Consider the following 15,575-nt stretch of genomic DNA (forward strand, 5'->3'; position numbering starts at 1 on the left):
GGATATAAAACCCCGGCGATTGCTCATTGGCTTCGCGAGCAGGGCATCCGCCCGGTCATGCCTTATACCCGTCCCAAGGGCCCGCCGGGACGCTTGCGCAAACAGGACTTTGTGTATGATGCCTATCTGGACGCGTATCTCTGTCCCGAGCATCAGGCCCTGCGCTACCGCACCACGAATCGGGACGGTTATCAGGAGTATGTCTCGGATCCCGTCTTTTGTCAGTCCTGCCCGCTGCTCGAGATCTGTACCCAAAGCCGGGATCACCGGAAGGTGATCCTCCGCCACGTCTGGCAGGAGGATCTGGACGAAGCCGAACACCTTCGGCACACCCCGTGGAATCGGAGGACCTACGCGGAACGAAAAGAAACCATCGAACGGATTTTTGCAGATCTCAAACAAAAGCATGGCTTGCGCTGGACGCTCCTCGCCGGAGGGGCACGAAACACCGCGCAGGCGATGCTTGTTTATGCGGTGATGAACCTCAAAAAACTCGCCACCTGGCGGTGGCGACAGACGTGCGCCGGCCGTTGGAGGCTTCTTTCTCCCTCAATGGCACAAACAAAGGCCTCCGAAATTCATTTTCGGAGGCCTTTGTCTACAATCTGAAGGAAAGCCCCGGCGGCTTTCCTTTTTTATACTCTGAAATTTAATTTAATGAGCCCTGCTTCCCGTGCAGAAGTAAAAGCAATAACCGTAAGCGGACCAACGATAAAGCCTACGACGCCAAGAAGAGTAAGCCCGAGATACAGGCTGATTAACGTGGCAAGCGGGGAGAGTCCAATATGGTGCCCCATTACTTTTGGTTCGACAGTACGGCGGATGATGAGTAGAATAATACCAAGCGCCAGCAGCTGTGTTCCAAGGACAAGGTCGCCGCTGATATACATATAGATAGACCACGGGGCGAGAATGGCGATCGAGCCAATAATTGGAATGAAGTCAACGGCCCAAATAATCAAACTCATCACAATCGCCACTTCCGGGGTAAAAATCATCAATCCGATAAACGTAACGGCCAGTATAATTAAGCTGACTAAAAATTGGGCTTTGAAGAAGCCGAGAATCACTTCAGCAAGCCGGCTGGTCATGAATTGAAATTTTTCACCAGTTTCGGGCTTTAAAAAGGAATAGAATTTATCCTTCAGTCTTGGGAGATCGATCATAAATAAATACAGGGCAATCAAATAAACTAAAAACATAATTAAATAGCCGGGAATAGAAGCGATAACCGCCGTCGCCTGGTTCAGCAGATCGTCGCTTGCGATATTTTCCTGAAGCCCGGTAAGCATTTCGGCAATCCGGCTGTTGATCTGGTCGATGGTGTCCTGCGGCAGATTCCACTGCTCATAGCGGTTATTCAGGCCGGTTTGAATATTTTCCACGGTGTCCACAAGGTTGCTGATATATGTAGGGAGATTTTTGGAGAAAGCCACCAGCTGGGTAATCACCTGCGTAATCAACAAATAGCCGAGTAGAATCAACAGTAAAAGAAAAGCCGAGAAAACGATCATAACTGAAAACGGCCGCTTAATCTTAAGAGAACGCATAGCGAGTCGCACAGCCGGAGAGAGGGCCAGGGCTGTCAGCCACGCAAGAATAATAGGACCTGAGACTGGCAGAATAAAGTAAAGAGCGACAAGGGCAAGAACGATGCCGATAAACCGGAAAATATTTTTTTTTGTCAGCAGGGCGGTCACAGGGAAACTCCTTTCGTCAAAATGAAGCAGTATGTACGTGCTTTATTCATTATAATGTATTTAAACGGATAGTAGTAATAAATTAATGGACACTGGGTCAGGAGCGGGCAGCCTGTTTTAGATAAAAGGTTCCATCTGCTTTTGCAATAAGGCGGTTTTCTTCATCATAAACTGCGGCTTCGGCATAGGAGATCCGGCGGCCGACGGTGACTGGAGACGCTTTACAGGTGAGCTTTCTGCCGGTACCGGCTGAAATAAATTGTACGTGAATATCGATCGTTAAAATATCGCCTGGAACAGGAGAGAGCTCTGAAAGAAGCACGCCCATGGAATTATCCATGATTGTCGTCAGTACGCCGCCGTGAACGATACCGTGAGTATTGTGCAGGCCGGAATGAACGGGAACCTGGGCGCAGAGCGTTTCTTCATCCTCCCAGTAGGTGGACGTATGCATTAAGTGTTCTACGCCGCTTCTGGCGTCTGAAGTATCCCAGTCGTGCAGCAGTTTAAGATAATGCCTGGTCAGCTCTTTCGCTTCCGGGGAGCCATCTGCCAGAATGCTTTCAAGCATTTCCTGTTCTGTCAGCTGGGGTGAATGTTTTTCCGTCATGTTTGTCATCCTCTCCGTAGTGCACTTCTTTTTATATTGTAGCAATAAGATAAAAAGCGAACAAATATGATGATTCGTTCTTCATAGAATGAGGGGATCCGTGATAAAATAAAAGCGGAGGTGAATGTATGTCTGTAATAGAAGCATCGACGTCTGTAGATATACTCGAGCAATCGGAACAGTTAGGATACATGGTTGTAGAGTCTGATATATATATCGAATATAAGGAAGCCAAAAAAGCGATGAAGGAAGATCCGGAGGCCCAGGAAAAAATTAATAATTTTTTAAGCTGGAAGGATCAGTACGAGGAAGTACAGCGCTTTGGGGCGTACCACCCGGACTATAAGACAACCGCCAAGCAGGTGAGAGTCGTAAAGCGGGAAATGGATATGCATGAAACAGTCATCCGGTACCGTCAGGCAGAAAAAGCGCTTGACAATTTACTGACAGAAATATCCACTCTGGTGGCGGAATCCGTATCATCTTCCATCAAAGTGCCGACAGGCAATCCGTTTTATGATAACCAGTCAGGCGGCTGTTCGACCGGCGGAGGCTGCGGCTGCTCCTGATAAACATAAAACCTCCTCTTTTAGGGTATACCTCCTTTAAAGAGGAGGTTTTTACTATGTTTAAAGGTGTGTTTGAAGCGCAGACGGTAGTGCCTGCGTCCAGACAAGAAGTCTGGAATTACTTTCAGGACCCGGTGCAGCTTGAAGAGATGACGCAGTTTCCCGAAGTCGAGGTGGAGACCTCCGGCAAAACTGAAGCGGGGGCGGAGATCCGGCTGTACCTTTATTTTGGTCTATGGAAAACGGTATGGGATTCGGTTATTACTTACGTGGATGAGCCGAGCTCGTTTCAGGATGAAGGGAAAAAGCTGCCTTTTCCGTTTACGGCATGGAAGCATACTCATACTTTCCAGGAGCTTGGGCCGCTTACGGGAGTTCATGATTACATCGAATTTGAGTCAGTGGTGCCGGCATGGATGGTGAAGTGCTTTTTAGGAGGAATGTTTAAAAGCCGCAAAGCCTTTGTAGTAAAACAGTTTAGTACGGAAAATAAAGGAAGCTCCGCTTTTTAATCAAAAAGCGGAGCTTTCTTTAATCAGACTGAAATTCGCGGTGGACCATAACGAGAATAGCCCGCCGTGTAATGAGACCAACAAAGGCACCTTCATCATCTTCAATACATACAAATGGATGATTGATAGAAAGCGTCAATGCCTTCCCAAAGTTATCATCTACGTTCATTTTCGGGACTTTTTCCGACATGACCGTTTCCACAGTATGCTCATGGAGCTTATCCATTTCGATGCGTTCTGTGCCGAGGATCGTATCAAGTACCTGGGCCTTGCTGATCTGGCCCTGTACACGGTAATGTGTATCTAACACCGGGACCGCAGTGTAACCGGATTTAATTAGTATCAAAAGCGCATGGTCGAGGGGATTGACTGCCTGTACATGGGCTACTTTTTCGTGGCCGATGATCAGCTCAGCTATTTCCTGATCCATAATATTTGTGTTTTTTAACTCATGAAGCACTGTCATCACATACTTTCATTGATTTCTCATAAAGCAAAAGAACGATAACTACAACACAGAGATATAAAGACATGTTGAATAATAAAAGGATTTCAAGGTTTCGTCAAGTTCCAAAAAACGCAATTAATGGTAATCTAGGCGCTTTTAGGCAGACCAAAGACAGCTGTTGGTTCAAATCGACTCAACAGCTGTCTTTTGGAATGAAATGGAATCAGCCTTTTCGCATATTGAAGGCTGCGTTCAGCTGGCCGCGCAGCATTCTTTCCCGCAATTCTTTGTTTTTCATTTTCTTTTGTTCCATGCGGCGGATTTCAAATGTCTGCATACCGTCTTCCATTTTTTCTGCAATATCGAGGAGCCGTTCTACATCCAAAAAAGAATATTTCCTGGTCCCGCCGGAAGTGCGGTCAGGGTAAATCAATTTACGTTCTTCATAGTAGCGAATTTTTCTTTCGGAAAGTCCGGTTAATTCGCTCATAACTCCAATCGTAATTACTTTTTTATCTTTGTATGACGACATAGTTTGCTCCCCTTTTCATCTCTTTTGTAAGCTAATATACCACAATAACTTTTTTATGTATGGTTGTTTGTTAGATTACCTCACATAACAGAGAAATGAAAATGTGAAATCAATGCTTAAACCTGCGAAAAGGGGGGAATTAATAGATAAATGACTATAGGCTACCAATTGAAAGTAATTGCTATGGATTACGCGTATGCAACGGACCACGGGTTCTTTCACATAAGAATCGGGTCAAACGGGCTTTAACCATGTATATTACTGATTGTTGACGGATAAAACATGTGATAATCTATTAATTGTGAAATTTTTGAACAATTCACATCATAATAACAAAGCAGGAAATATACACGAATGATATTTATACAAAGACTGGAAATAATGACAGGAGTGACAGGAAAATGAAAGTAGCTAAATTTGGCGGAAGTTCTCTAGCAAGTGCAGAACAAATAAAAAAGGTGGCGGATATTGTAGCGACGGATGAAGACCGCAGGGTGGTAGTAGTATCTGCGCCCGGCAAAAGAAGCGGTGAAGATACGAAAGTAACAGATTTATTAATCGCCCTCGCCGAAGCCTGCCTGGAGAATTCCGGGGTGGAAGAGGCCAAAAACAGAGTACTGGAACGCTTCCGTAGTATTACAGCCGAATTGAACCTATCAGACGACATTATCGCAACTATTGAAAGTGATATTGAGGCCCGGATTCAGTTCAGCAAAAGTAACGAAGGACGTTTCGTTGACCAGATGAAAGCCGGCGGCGAAGATAATAACGCTAAGGTAGTGGCAAGGTATCTTCAAAGCATCGGCACTGTGGCCGAGTATGTTAATCCAAACGATGCCGGCCTGTTTGTAAGCGACACCCCCGGAAATGCCCAGGTGCTGAACGAGTCCTACGACCACATTTATAAGCTGCGCGAGCGCGAAGGAGTAGTAGTATTTCCAGGGTTCTTCGGCTATTCGAAAGAAGGGGATCTCGTCACCTTTTCCCGTGGAGGGTCGGATATTACCGGCTCCATTCTGGCTGCGGGAGTCCAGGCTGATCTTTACGAAAACTTCACAGATGTGGACTCGGTATTTGCGGCCAACCCGACAGTGGTGGACAGTCCTTGCGCGATCAAGCGGATGACCTACCGTGAAATGCGGGAGCTTTCCTATGCAGGATTCGCTGTTTTTCATGATGAGGCACTCATTCCGGCTTTTCGCAAAAAGATTCCGGTCTGCGTGAAAAACACAAATAATCCGCAGGGAAGCGGGACGATGATCATTTCGGAACGGGAATATTCATTGAATCCAATTATCGGCATTGCGGCAGATAAAGGATTCGAAACTATCTACGTGCGCAAATACTTAATGAACAGAGAAGTAGGTTTTGGCCGCCGGCTGCTTGCGATTATTGAAGACGAAGGAGTTTCGTATGAGCACATGCCGTCAGGGATCGACGACACGTCCATCATTATCGAAGAAGGCCAGATGTCCAAAGAAAAAGAAGAGCGTATCATTGAGCGGATCATGAATGAACTCGATGCAGACGACGCTTACATTGAAAAAGGATACGCGATGATTATGCTCGTAGGCGAAGGCATGCATGAGACGGTGGGTGTAGCTGCCCGCGCGACCCGGGCATTCTCCGAAAAAGGCATTAACATTGAAATGATCAACCAGGGTTCATCTGAAGTGTCACTCAGTTTCGGGATTGCTGAAGGGCATGTTGATGAAGCCATCCGCGGTTTATATGAAGAATTTTTCAGCACGAAAGAAATACTGCAGTAAAAATAAAGAGGGCGGCCACGGGGCTGCCCTCTTTTGTACATAAAAAACTAATCCTTTTGTTTTTCTTTTAGAAGCTGTTTAATATCGCTCAGTTCGTTCTCCATGTGATCGAGCTGCTTCTGCAGCTTGTCTTCGCTTTCTTCGGCTTCCGCTTTTTCAACGTTGCTTACAATGACGCCGACAAACAGGTTAAACACAACAAACGTTCCGACGAGCACAAAGGAGACAAAATAAATCCAGCTTAATGGATTCGTTTCAGCGATTGGGCGCATGACTGCACTTGCCCACGACTCGAGGGTTACGACCTGAAAGAGTGTCAGTAAGGACTGGAAAATGTCCCCGAAATACTCAGGGGCCGTGTCACGATAAAGCATTGTGCCAATTACGGCATAGACGTAAAAAATGATGCTCATCAGAATCATAATATTCCCTAACGAAGGGATGGTGCGGAGCAGAGCGTCCACAAGCCGCCGCAGGGAAGGAACAACTGTGATGGCCCGGAGCACCCGTAGGACCCGGAGCACCCGTAGGACGGTAATAAAAGCTGAACCAGCGAAAATGTGACCAGCTGCTACAATGAAGAAATCAAACCAGTTCCAGGGAGAACGGAAAAAACGATAGGAGGGGAAAACACCTAAAAACCGGATGATAACCTCGATAGTAAAAAGCCAGAGGAGTATGTAATTTAACACAGAAAACGTATTTTCGTAACGCCTGTATAAGGTTTCAGAGGTTTCAAGCCCGACGAGGAGTGCATTAAATAAAATAAGTGTCGTTACAACAGCAGTGAAAAACGGCTGATCCAAAATGACAGCTAAACGCTGCCGAAAACGGGTAAAGGTAGATATCTCGCTCATAGGTGGACTCCTTTAAAAAGATGTGAACCGCTTTGATTGTACAGAAAAAAATGGACGAAGAAAAGAAATAGCTGTGTAAGGAGGAATTATATGAACCCGGATGTCATTATTATTGGTGCCGGCCTCGCCGGATGGAGCGCGAACCGCGAGCTTGAAAAGCACGGCCTGCGCACTGTGGTTGCAGAAAAAAGCAGAGGGCTTGGCGGGAGAATGGCGACACGAAGATTGAACAACAGCCGTGCGGACCACGGGGCTCAGTTTTTCACTGCCAGAAGTCAGTCGATGAAAGAGACAGTAAAAGAATGGGAAGCGGCGGGATACATACGTAATTGGAGCAACGGGTTTATTCAGCTCGAAAACCTTGAGCAGGAGCAGCATTTTCAGGGAGACGGTCACCCGAGATATGTTGGGCGGGCCGGGATGGCACCGCTGATGAAAAATTTATGGAAGGGAAAAACGATAGAAAAGGAAACAAAAATTACGACAATCGTGCCCGGGGAAGAAGGCTGGGTACTTCGTGCAGATACTAATCAAATGGAAGCGCGGGCGGTACTTTTAACTTCCCCGGTGCCGCAGTCCCTGGATATGCTGCAAAACGTTCCCCGAGAGCGCAGGTGGGAAGAGGATCTTTCTTCTGTCCGCTATGATCCGTGTTTATCTGTAATGATCGAATATGACGGGGAGAGTCCTCTTATGGCGCCGGGAGGCATCCAGACCAGGGACCCGAGAATTCAGTTTGTCGGCTGTAATCTTCAGAAAGGCATTTCTGATTCCTGCGTTCTAACCGTGCACGCTGAAGGTGAATGGTCAAGGGAGCACTGGGACGACACCGATGAAGTTTTTGCCGAAGAACTGACCCGTATTGCCGGGCCGCTTTTGGACCGCAAAAAAATAATGAAGATTCATCCGAAGCGATGGCGTTACGCGAAGCCGGTACATATGTATCCGGACCGTTCAAGGAGCTATGATTCGCCGTATCCACTTGCATTTGCAGGAGACGCGTTTGGAGAAGGGAAAGTGGAAGGAGCTGTTTTAAGCGGAAAGGATGCAGCAGGGAAAATTATTTCGCTGCTGCAATAAAAAAAACAGGAGCCGGAGCCCGGTTCCTGCTTTTCTTTCATTTCTTTCATTAATCTCCAATGGAGCCGGATCGCTTCGAAGCCTCTTTCATGGCTTCTAAAAAATGCTTCTGGACTCTGTGCTTTTCAAGATGGGTGAAAGCCGCTTCCGTCACTCCATTAGGACTTAGTACTTCCTGATACAGTTCATGCGGTTTTTTGTCAGCATCGAGGTAGCGAAAAGCCGCCCCTTCCATTGTGTGAGCGATAATATTTTTTGCTTCCTCAGGCTCAAAGCCGGATTCAGCCGCCATCGCCTCCATCGCTTCCAAAAAATAGTAAAAATAGGCAGGGCCGCTTCCGGCAATCGCGGTGAAACCGTCGATGTCCTGCTCGGAAATCGTGTGCACGCTCCCAACTACCTGGAACAGCGATTCTGCAAGGTCAAGGTCCTCGTCAGTGGCATAGGTGCCTGCACATATAGCCGTTGTTGACGCGCCGACGTGAGCGGAAGTGTTTGGCATCGAACGGACTACCGGTACCTCCTGTTCGACGAAGGATTCAAGATCACTTAAAGAAATACCGGCCAGGACGCTGATCAGGAGCTTATCCTTTGTCAGTTCGCCGGCAAATGACTGGACGACCGCTTCGGCGTCTTTTGGTTTGACGGCAAGAACGACGATGTCCGCCGCTTTCACAGCTTCTTTATTATCAGTTTTGACCTGGATGCCGTACTGCTCCTGCAATCGCTTCTGCTTATCCACAGACGATTTCACTGTTCCAAGCACGTTCGCCGGTTTGACCAGCTCATGGCGCAGAAGACCTGAAAATATAGCTTCTGCCATCGAGCCGGAGCCGATAAATGCAATGGTTTTCTGCTGTAGGTTTGTTTTTGTCATCATTTGATCTGCCCATCTCCGTGAATTAAATATTTGTAGGAGGTGATTGCCTTCAGTCCCATTGGGCCGCGGGCATGCAGCTTCTGGGTGCTCACTCCAATCTCTGCCCCGAACCCGAATTCAAATCCGTCGGTGAAGCGGGTGGACGCGTTATGATAAAGAGCAGCCGCATCAATCTGCTGGAAAAACTTCCGTTTATTTTCCGCGGATTCTGTAACAATTGCCTCAGAGTGATACGTCGTGAACGTATTGATATGCTCGATGGCTTCTTCCGTATTCTGTACGGTTTTCACCGAAACGATCATATCCAGGTATTCGGTATTCCAATCCTCATCAGTGGCGGGCTCCACATCGCCGTGCAGCTTTTGCACGCCGTCGTCCCCGCGGATAGTCACTCCATGTGCAAGCAGTGCATGCATCAGTGATTCACCGTGGGCGTTAAGCCAGGACTGGTGAACAAGAATGGTTTCAGCTGCATTGCAGACAGAAGGGCGCTGCGTTTTGGCGTTAACGGCAATCTGCACCGCTTTGTCGGCTTCGGCGGTTTCATCAATAAAAATGTGACAGTTGCCGACGCCGGTTTCAAGCACTGGCACGGTGGACTGATTCACTACAGTTTTTATTAAATTAGCACCTCCGCGTGGAATCAGCACATCCAGATAATCATTCATCTGAAACATTGTCGTGGCAGCTTCTCTTGACGTGTCGGAGGCAAGCTGCACCGCTTCCTTCGGAAGGGAGGTTTTTGCCAGAGCCTCCCATATAGCGTCCATGACCGCCTGGTTTGACTGAAAAGCGGAAGAGCTTCCGCGTAAAAGAACGCCGTTGCCGGTTTTTAAAGCAAGAGCGGCTGCGTCAGCCGTCACATTTGGACGGGCTTCGTAAATCATGCCGATCACGCCGAGCGGCACCCGGATGCTTTCCATTTTCAGGCCGTTCGGCCGGGTCCAGGATTCAATGGTTTCACCGATAGGATCTTCAAGAGAGGCGATCTGCCGGCAGCCATCAGCCATACCTGCGATGCGTCCCGAATCAAGCGTTAGACGGTCAAGGAGGGCGGGGGATAACCCATTCTTTCTGCCTGCTTCAAGGTCCTGGGCGTTCGCTTCAAGAATAAAAGGTTCTCTCGTTTCAAGTTCGTCGGCGATAAGTGCAAGTGCCTTGTTTTTTTCTTCGGTAGAAGCGACAGCCACACGTTTCGCTGCTTTTTTAGCTGCTTCTCCCTGCATCCGCATCTGGGTGCTGATTTGTGTTTGTTCCATGTTTATCTCTCCCTTACAGTAGTAATCCAGTTATCCCGGTGGATGACTTCTGATTTTGACGTTAATGTAAACGAGGCTGCTTCGGCCGAGGATTTTCCTTTAACAGCCTGCAGCTCCTTGGCACTCATGTTCACCTGTCCCCGTCCGAGCAGCTGGTCCTTCTGGTCATACACATCGACCACATTTCCGGGGGAAAAGTGGCCCTGGACATCGACGATGCCGGCAGGGAGCAGGCTTTTTCCCGAGCGAAGCAGCGCTTTTGCCGCTCCATCGTCAACTGTTAAGGCGCCGGCAGTAACAGAGTGGAGGCCGATCCACTGTTTTTTATTGTTTATTACATCGCCGCCGGGCACCCCTATATAGGTGCCGTCCCCTTTGCCGCTGAGGACGTCTTCGAGTCGGTGGCCGCTGCCGAGTCTGCCGACAAATACCCGGGTGCCGAGGCGGATGGCTGTGCCGGCTGCTTTTAGCTTGGACCTCATACCACCGGTACCGACAGAGGAGCTGGATTCACCGGCCTGATCCATTAGGTCGCTCGTGATGGACGGGATGAAATGATATTTTTTGGCTTCTGGATCTTCGTTTGGGTTCTTATCGTAAATGCCGTTGATATCTGTTAATATCAGCAGTGTATCTGCATGCACAAGTCCAGCTACAAGTGCTGACAGCATGTCATTATCCCCAAACGTAAGTTCATCGACAGCGATAGAGTCATTTTCGTTAATAATGGGAAGCACCTGGCGGTGAAGGAGCTCGGTAATAGTAGAGTGAGCATTCTGGTACTGGCTGTGATTGGCAAAATTTTCACGGGTCAAAAGCAGCTGGCCGCAAGCGATATTTACTCTGCTGAATTCTTCGTTATACGCCTGCATCAGCTGGCTCTGCCCGACAGCAGCGGCCGCCTGTTTACCGGCAGTCGTAACCGGACGGGACGGATAGCCAAGGTCGTAAAAGCCGGCAGCTACGGCCCCGGAGCTGATCAAAATAACTTCGTTTCCTGCCTGCCGCAGCCGGATGATTTCATCTGCATACTGCTTCAGCTTTTCCCTGCTTAAGCTTCCCTGCTGATTCGTTAAAGAGCTGCTCCCGATTTTAACTACGACCCGTTCTTTTTTCATTGGAACCACCTGTCTTATTCGTTCTGATTGCATATAAAAAACCCCTTCGCCTGTAAAAGGACGAAAGAGTTATCCGCGGTACCACCTTTAGTTGAAAAGACTGCGTCTTTTCCGCTCATGTCCATTAACGCAGGACCGCGTCCTAAAGGAAGCTCACGGACAGGTTCAGGCAAAACAAATTCCGGCATAGCTTTCAGCTCGTGGCTATGCTCTCTGTCGGTGCTTTGTCCTACTATTTCCGTTTCACAGCTTTTGTACTATTCAGCTTATTTGTGATTACTATTATGTAAAGTGCCAGGTAGTTTGTCAAGTTTTAATACGTCTGGGAGGAAGATTAGTTGAAAACAATTATATTAACAGGAGCAAGCAGCGGTATTGGCAGAAAAACGGCAGAAAAGCTCGTGCAAAACGGAGAGACGGTAATAGGTATCGGAAGGAACACGGAGCAGCTGCAGGCAGCAGAAGAAGAGTGGAAGGGGTATCCCGGGAAGTTTGCAGCCTGGACGATGGATGTTGGGGTAACAGAAAACGCGGCAAAAGAAATGAAAAAAATCACTGGTATATATGGAAGCCCGGACGTCCTCATTAATAACGCCGGTACAGGGAAGTTTGGGGAACTGGAGCAGCTGAGCATAAAGGACTGGGAGCAGATGATAGATACAAATGTAAAAGGAAACATCGCCATTACTCAGGCGCTGCTTCCTGAATTAAAACAGACGGGCGGACATATCGTTTTCACAGGCTCAACCGCAGGGATTATAGGCACACCCAAAGCGACCGTTTACGCCGCAAGCAAACGTGCTGTGCTTGGATTCGCCGAAGCGCTGCGCCTGGAGACGGCCGGAACGGGGGTGCGGGTTTCGGTATTAAATACCGGGCCGGTGAGAACTGATTTTCATGACCGCGCAGATCCGAGCGGGAAGTATAAGCGTTCGGTTGAACAGATAGCCCTATCCTCCGAAAAAGTAGCCGGGCAGCTGGTGAAGCTGCTGGAGAAGCCGAAGCGCACGGTGTTTATGCCCCGGTGGATGAAAGTCCTCAGTACACTGTACCAGCTATGGCCGTCAGCAGTAGAAAAAATTGGACGCAGGCAGTTTCACCGCAAATGATTACTGCTGTCGTTCCAGAGCGGCAAAGGATAGGCCGCTGATCGATTCAAATACATGAATGCCACTCATTGTAACGGCCATCGTACTGGCCCCCGGGAACACGGAATCTCCGCAGAACCATACGTTTTCAAGCGGGCTCCGGTGGGACAACGGCTGAAAAAACGTGTTTTTCCTCGTCTGCGGGAAGCCGCCAACCATGCCGCGGGGCCGTTTAATATAGCGTTCCCAGGCGTGCGGAGCTCCGGGCAGGACCCGCTCCGGCTCGACAGGCAGGCCTGCTTCCTGAATTTTTTCCACTAGCGCCAGGGCAGCTGCTGACTTTTTTTCGTCATACAAGGACAAATCCTCCCAGTATTCGGGCGGTGTGTGAGTAGAGACGGTAAACGTACGCTCACCTTCGGGGGCCCGGAGACGATCATCCGGCGATGATAATGAATAAAATAAATGGCTTGAAATGCCGGGAAGCTTCTGATCCCAGAGCAGCTGGTGAAACAGTGCTGCGGGGGGCTCTGACGGCTTACAGACACCGTACATGGAAAAAGTACTCCAGATCGGCGTTTCGGATTTGGTCTGCCAGCGCCTGGTGAACTGTTTTCGCTCTTCGGGCTGAAACAGCGGGAGAGCGGCCTGAACAGGGATGTTCAGCACCAGATGATCGGCTCGTGTCTTTCGCTCCCGGTGGTCAATAACCGTCCATGTGCCGTCGTCATTCCTTTCTACAGCCTGAATGCGGCGGCGTTTTTGCATAGAAGCCCCGTGACGTTCGCCGGCTTCTTTTAACTGTTCGGCCATACGGTACAATCCGCCGTATACATAGGAAGCGCCCTGATGGTATAAATCGAGGGCGTACAGTCCAAGCAGGGCAGGGGCGTGGCGGCTGCTTGTCTGCAGGCTGTCCAGGAGCTGCCCGTCGATATACCGATGCACTTCGGTGTCGTGCAGACGGTAGTGCCGCAGCACATCCTCGGTGGAGGCAGCGAGCCATCGGACAGCACCGAGGATTCCGGGCCGCAGTGCCCGCACAGAACGAATGAAATCAGCGGGCTTTTGCATTGGAAGAACCGGAAGATGGTGGATCAGCTTCCGGAGCTCCTCCCCAACCCGGAAAATATAGCGGTATAACGAGCGAATACTGGCTGCCGAGGATGGGAACAACCTGCAGAGAGTATCGATATGCTTTTCCCGGGAAGAGTAAAGAGGCAGAGTAAAATAAGGAGCGTGAACCTGCATAATGGTCTCTAGGCTCTCATGTTTTGGAATTGGCTCTCCGAGGTGGCTGAAAACCCGGTGATGAAGCCCGTCCGGCTGCTGCAGACCGAGGCCGAGAGTGGCACCGACAGGAAAAAGGTGCGGCTTGTGTGTGAACTTGCCGGCGCAGCCGCCCCATTCATTGGAAGCTTCAAACAAAGTGACGTCACAGTGGTGGCGGGCGAGCAGGGCGGCTGTTGTAAGCCCGCCGAAGCCTCCTCCGATAACAATTACAGATGGTCGGTTCATGTTACTCCTCCTAGACAGCATTGCCCTTTTTTCTCCTGACATGCTAGACTTAACGAAAATCACGCGAAAGGATGTGCTTTCATGCATCAGCCGAGAATTGGCATAGCCGTTTGGATTAAATCTGTCAAACAGGCGAGACAGCTGAGAAAGTACGGATTAGTGCACTACGTTTCCAAACAAATGAAATACGCGGTAATATATGTGGATCAGGAAAATGTGGATACGGCTATAAGCCAAATTGGAAATCTCGGTTTTGTGGAAAGGGTGGAGCGTTCGGAAAAACCATTTATTCCGCTAGAATACCACAAGGTCGAAAAAGAAAGCCAACCGCAGGATGACAGCATAGGAATATAAATAAGCCACCTTTTATTGTTCGAAGGGAAACGCTGTTTTATAATAAGGGAGGCAGAAAGAAGGGACCTCTCTCATGGTAAGATGGAGAAAAAATTTATATATATTAATGGCTGCCCAATTTTTCGTAATGGCAGCCATGACGATGATCGTTCCATTCCTGCCGCTGTATCTGCAGGAACTTGGAGTGACAGACCCTGGGCAGATAAGTATCTGGTCAGGTGTTATTTTTGGCGTCAATTTTTTAACGGCTTTTTTATTTGCCCCGCTCTGGGGTAAAATTGCAGACAGACAGGGCCGTAAGCTGATGGTGCTTCGTTCCGGCTTCGGTATGGCAATCGTAATGGTACTGATGGGATTTGCCACCGGTCCGTGGAGTTTGTTTTTTCTGAGAATGCTGAACGGGACCATCAGCGGTTTTATTCCGGCTTCGATCGCGCTCGTGTCCACGAACACACCGAAGGAATATGTGGGGCGTGCGCTCGGTATGCTGCAGTCGGGCACGGTGGCAGGAACGATCTGCGGTCCGCTGATCGGCGGCCTGCTTGCAGACGCGTTTGGCTTCCGGGCTATATTTAACATTACCGGACTAGGCATCGCCGTGGCCGCGGTTGCCGTTTTGTTTTTAGTGAAGGAAGATTTCGAGAAGCCGGAGCAGGCGGAGAAAACGAAAACGAGTGATGATTTCAAAAGGATTGCAGGCGTACAGCCTATGATCCCTCTGTATACCGTTATTTTTCTTGTGCAGTTCGCGCTGATCGGAGTGAATCCGCTCATTTCCGTGTTTGTTGGCGAGCTGAGCGGCAGAGAGGAAAATGCTTTTTACGCTGGTCTGGCTGTGGCCTCCCTGGGGGTGGCGAACATGCTTGCTTCGCCAAAGCTTGGTAAACTCAGCGATACGAAGGGGGCGCAATATGTGCTGTTCGGTTCGTTAATAGGTGCAGTGCTCCTTTCTATACCGCAGGCCTTCGTAACAAACCTTTGGCAGCTGATTGCTGCGCGTTTTTTTGTTGGTTTGTGTCTCGGCGGTCTTCTGCCGGCGGCTAATACGTTAATACGCCAGCTGTCCCCGAAGGGAATGGAAAGCAGGGCGTACGGCTTTTCCAACAGCTTTTTGTTTCTTGGAAACATGCTTGGACCAGCCGCAGGAGGACTGATCAGCGCCGCTCTTGGTATGCGCGGTTTGTTTTTAATCAGCGCTGCAATACTGGGGGCTGCTGTCTTTGTCATGTATACAAAAGTGATTCCAAAGCTGGCGCAGCGCACAGAATCATAGAGTGAGGC

16 protein-coding genes, 1 pseudogene and 1 other annotated feature are annotated in these 15,575 nt (G+C 49.0%); of the genes and pseudogenes, 8 read left to right on the forward strand and 9 right to left on the reverse strand.

Going from position 1 to position 15,575, the window contains the following annotated elements; all coding sequences use genetic code 11:
• A pseudogene (locus tag ACTRXI_RS00005) lies at positions 1-516 on the forward strand (transposase); the annotation flags it as partial.
• 119 nt (positions 517-635) lie between these two features.
• On the opposite strand, the gene ytvI reads toward ACTRXI_RS00005, so the two are convergent.
• Together ytvI and ACTRXI_RS00015 are read right to left on the reverse strand one after the other, a co-directional pair.
• A complete protein-coding gene (gene ytvI, locus ACTRXI_RS00010; protein WP_474260333.1) occupies positions 636-1,700 on the reverse strand; it encodes a sporulation integral membrane protein YtvI in 1,065 nt (354 codons plus the stop codon).
• Positions 1,701-1,797: 97 nt separating this feature from the next.
• The gene (locus ACTRXI_RS00015) at positions 1,798-2,310 is read right to left on the reverse strand and encodes a PaaI family thioesterase (RefSeq protein WP_474260335.1); all 513 of its coding nucleotides are present in this window, start codon (positions 2,308-2,310) and stop codon (positions 1,798-1,800) included.
• A 128-nt stretch (positions 2,311-2,438) separates the two neighbouring features.
• Between ACTRXI_RS00015 and ACTRXI_RS00020 the strand changes: the two genes are divergently transcribed.
• Complete coding sequence (locus ACTRXI_RS00020; RefSeq protein WP_474260337.1) at positions 2,439-2,879, forward strand: YlbF/YmcA family competence regulator; 441 nt, start codon at positions 2,439-2,441, stop codon at positions 2,877-2,879.
• Positions 2,880-2,935: 56 nt separating this feature from the next.
• On the forward strand, positions 2,936-3,391 hold the full coding sequence (locus tag ACTRXI_RS00025; protein ID WP_474260339.1) for an SRPBCC family protein: 456 nt from the start codon (positions 2,936-2,938) through the stop codon (positions 3,389-3,391).
• Between the two features lie 19 nt (positions 3,392-3,410).
• On the opposite strand, the gene cbpB is transcribed toward ACTRXI_RS00025, so the two are convergent.
• Positions 3,411-3,857, reverse strand: a complete 447-nt coding sequence (cbpB, locus tag ACTRXI_RS00030; RefSeq protein ID WP_474260341.1) for a cyclic-di-AMP-binding protein CbpB — start codon at positions 3,855-3,857, stop codon at positions 3,411-3,413.
• Positions 3,858-4,062: 205 nt separating this feature from the next.
• Positions 4,063-4,371 carry a MerR family transcriptional regulator gene (locus tag ACTRXI_RS00035; protein ID WP_022792668.1) on the reverse strand — a complete coding sequence of 103 codons (309 nt, stop codon included), beginning with the start codon at positions 4,369-4,371 and terminating at the stop codon, positions 4,063-4,065.
• Positions 4,372-4,772: 401 nt separating this feature from the next.
• On the opposite strand from ACTRXI_RS00035, the gene ACTRXI_RS00040 reads away from it, so the two are divergent.
• The gene (locus ACTRXI_RS00040) at positions 4,773-6,140 is read left to right on the forward strand and encodes an aspartate kinase (RefSeq protein ID WP_474260343.1); all 1,368 of its coding nucleotides are present in this window, start codon (positions 4,773-4,775) and stop codon (positions 6,138-6,140) included.
• Between the two features lie 47 nt (positions 6,141-6,187).
• On the opposite strand, the gene ACTRXI_RS00045 is transcribed toward ACTRXI_RS00040, so the two are convergent.
• On the reverse strand, positions 6,188-6,997 hold the full coding sequence (locus tag ACTRXI_RS00045; RefSeq protein ID WP_474260345.1) for an ion transporter: 810 nt from the start codon (positions 6,995-6,997) through the stop codon (positions 6,188-6,190).
• Between the two features lie 90 nt (positions 6,998-7,087).
• On the opposite strand from ACTRXI_RS00045, the gene ACTRXI_RS00050 reads away from it, so the two are divergent.
• A complete protein-coding gene (locus ACTRXI_RS00050; protein ID WP_474260347.1) occupies positions 7,088-8,077 on the forward strand; it encodes an NAD(P)/FAD-dependent oxidoreductase in 990 nt (329 codons plus the stop codon).
• Positions 8,078-8,126: 49 nt separating this feature from the next.
• Here ACTRXI_RS00050 and proC read toward each other — a convergent pair whose 3' ends face one another.
• The 3 genes from proC to proB are packed head-to-tail and all read right to left on the reverse strand — an operon-like array spanning position 8,127 to position 11,334.
• Positions 8,127-8,957 carry a pyrroline-5-carboxylate reductase gene (gene proC, locus ACTRXI_RS00055; RefSeq protein ID WP_474260349.1) on the reverse strand — a complete coding sequence of 277 codons (831 nt, stop codon included), beginning with the start codon at positions 8,955-8,957 and terminating at the stop codon, positions 8,127-8,129.
• Positions 8,954-10,216, reverse strand: a complete 1,263-nt coding sequence (locus ACTRXI_RS00060; protein WP_474260351.1) for a glutamate-5-semialdehyde dehydrogenase — start codon at positions 10,214-10,216, stop codon at positions 8,954-8,956. Before ACTRXI_RS00060 ends, proC begins: the two co-directional genes overlap by 4 nt.
• Positions 10,217-10,218: 2 nt before the next feature.
• Positions 10,219-11,334: a glutamate 5-kinase gene (proB, locus tag ACTRXI_RS00065; protein WP_474260824.1), complete on the reverse strand. Its 1,116-nt coding sequence runs from the start codon at positions 11,332-11,334 to the stop codon at positions 10,219-10,221.
• A gap of 53 nt (positions 11,335-11,387) precedes the next feature.
• Positions 11,388-11,590 (reverse strand) — a binding site (T-box leader).
• Between the two features lie 82 nt (positions 11,591-11,672).
• On the opposite strand from proB, the gene ACTRXI_RS00070 reads away from it, so the two are divergent.
• Positions 11,673-12,443: an SDR family NAD(P)-dependent oxidoreductase gene (locus ACTRXI_RS00070; RefSeq protein ID WP_474260352.1), complete on the forward strand. Its 771-nt coding sequence runs from the start codon at positions 11,673-11,675 to the stop codon at positions 12,441-12,443.
• Here the strand turns inward: ACTRXI_RS00070 and ACTRXI_RS00075 are convergent, their stop codons facing one another.
• Complete coding sequence (locus ACTRXI_RS00075; protein WP_474260354.1) at positions 12,444-13,940, reverse strand: phytoene desaturase family protein; 1,497 nt, start codon at positions 13,938-13,940, stop codon at positions 12,444-12,446.
• An 81-nt stretch (positions 13,941-14,021) separates the two neighbouring features.
• Here ACTRXI_RS00075 and ACTRXI_RS00080 point away from each other — a divergent pair, with 81 nt between their 5' ends.
• Together ACTRXI_RS00080 and ACTRXI_RS00085 are read left to right on the forward strand one after the other, a co-directional pair.
• The gene (locus ACTRXI_RS00080) at positions 14,022-14,294 is read left to right on the forward strand and encodes a YlbG family protein (protein WP_474260356.1); all 273 of its coding nucleotides are present in this window, start codon (positions 14,022-14,024) and stop codon (positions 14,292-14,294) included.
• Between the two features lie 73 nt (positions 14,295-14,367).
• Entirely contained in the window at positions 14,368-15,567 is a 1,200-nt protein-coding gene (locus ACTRXI_RS00085; RefSeq protein WP_474260358.1) for an MFS transporter, read from the forward strand.
• Positions 15,568-15,575 lie beyond the last annotated feature (8 nt).

The organism is Marinococcus sp. LNHM4E3-1, assembly GCF_056034405.1.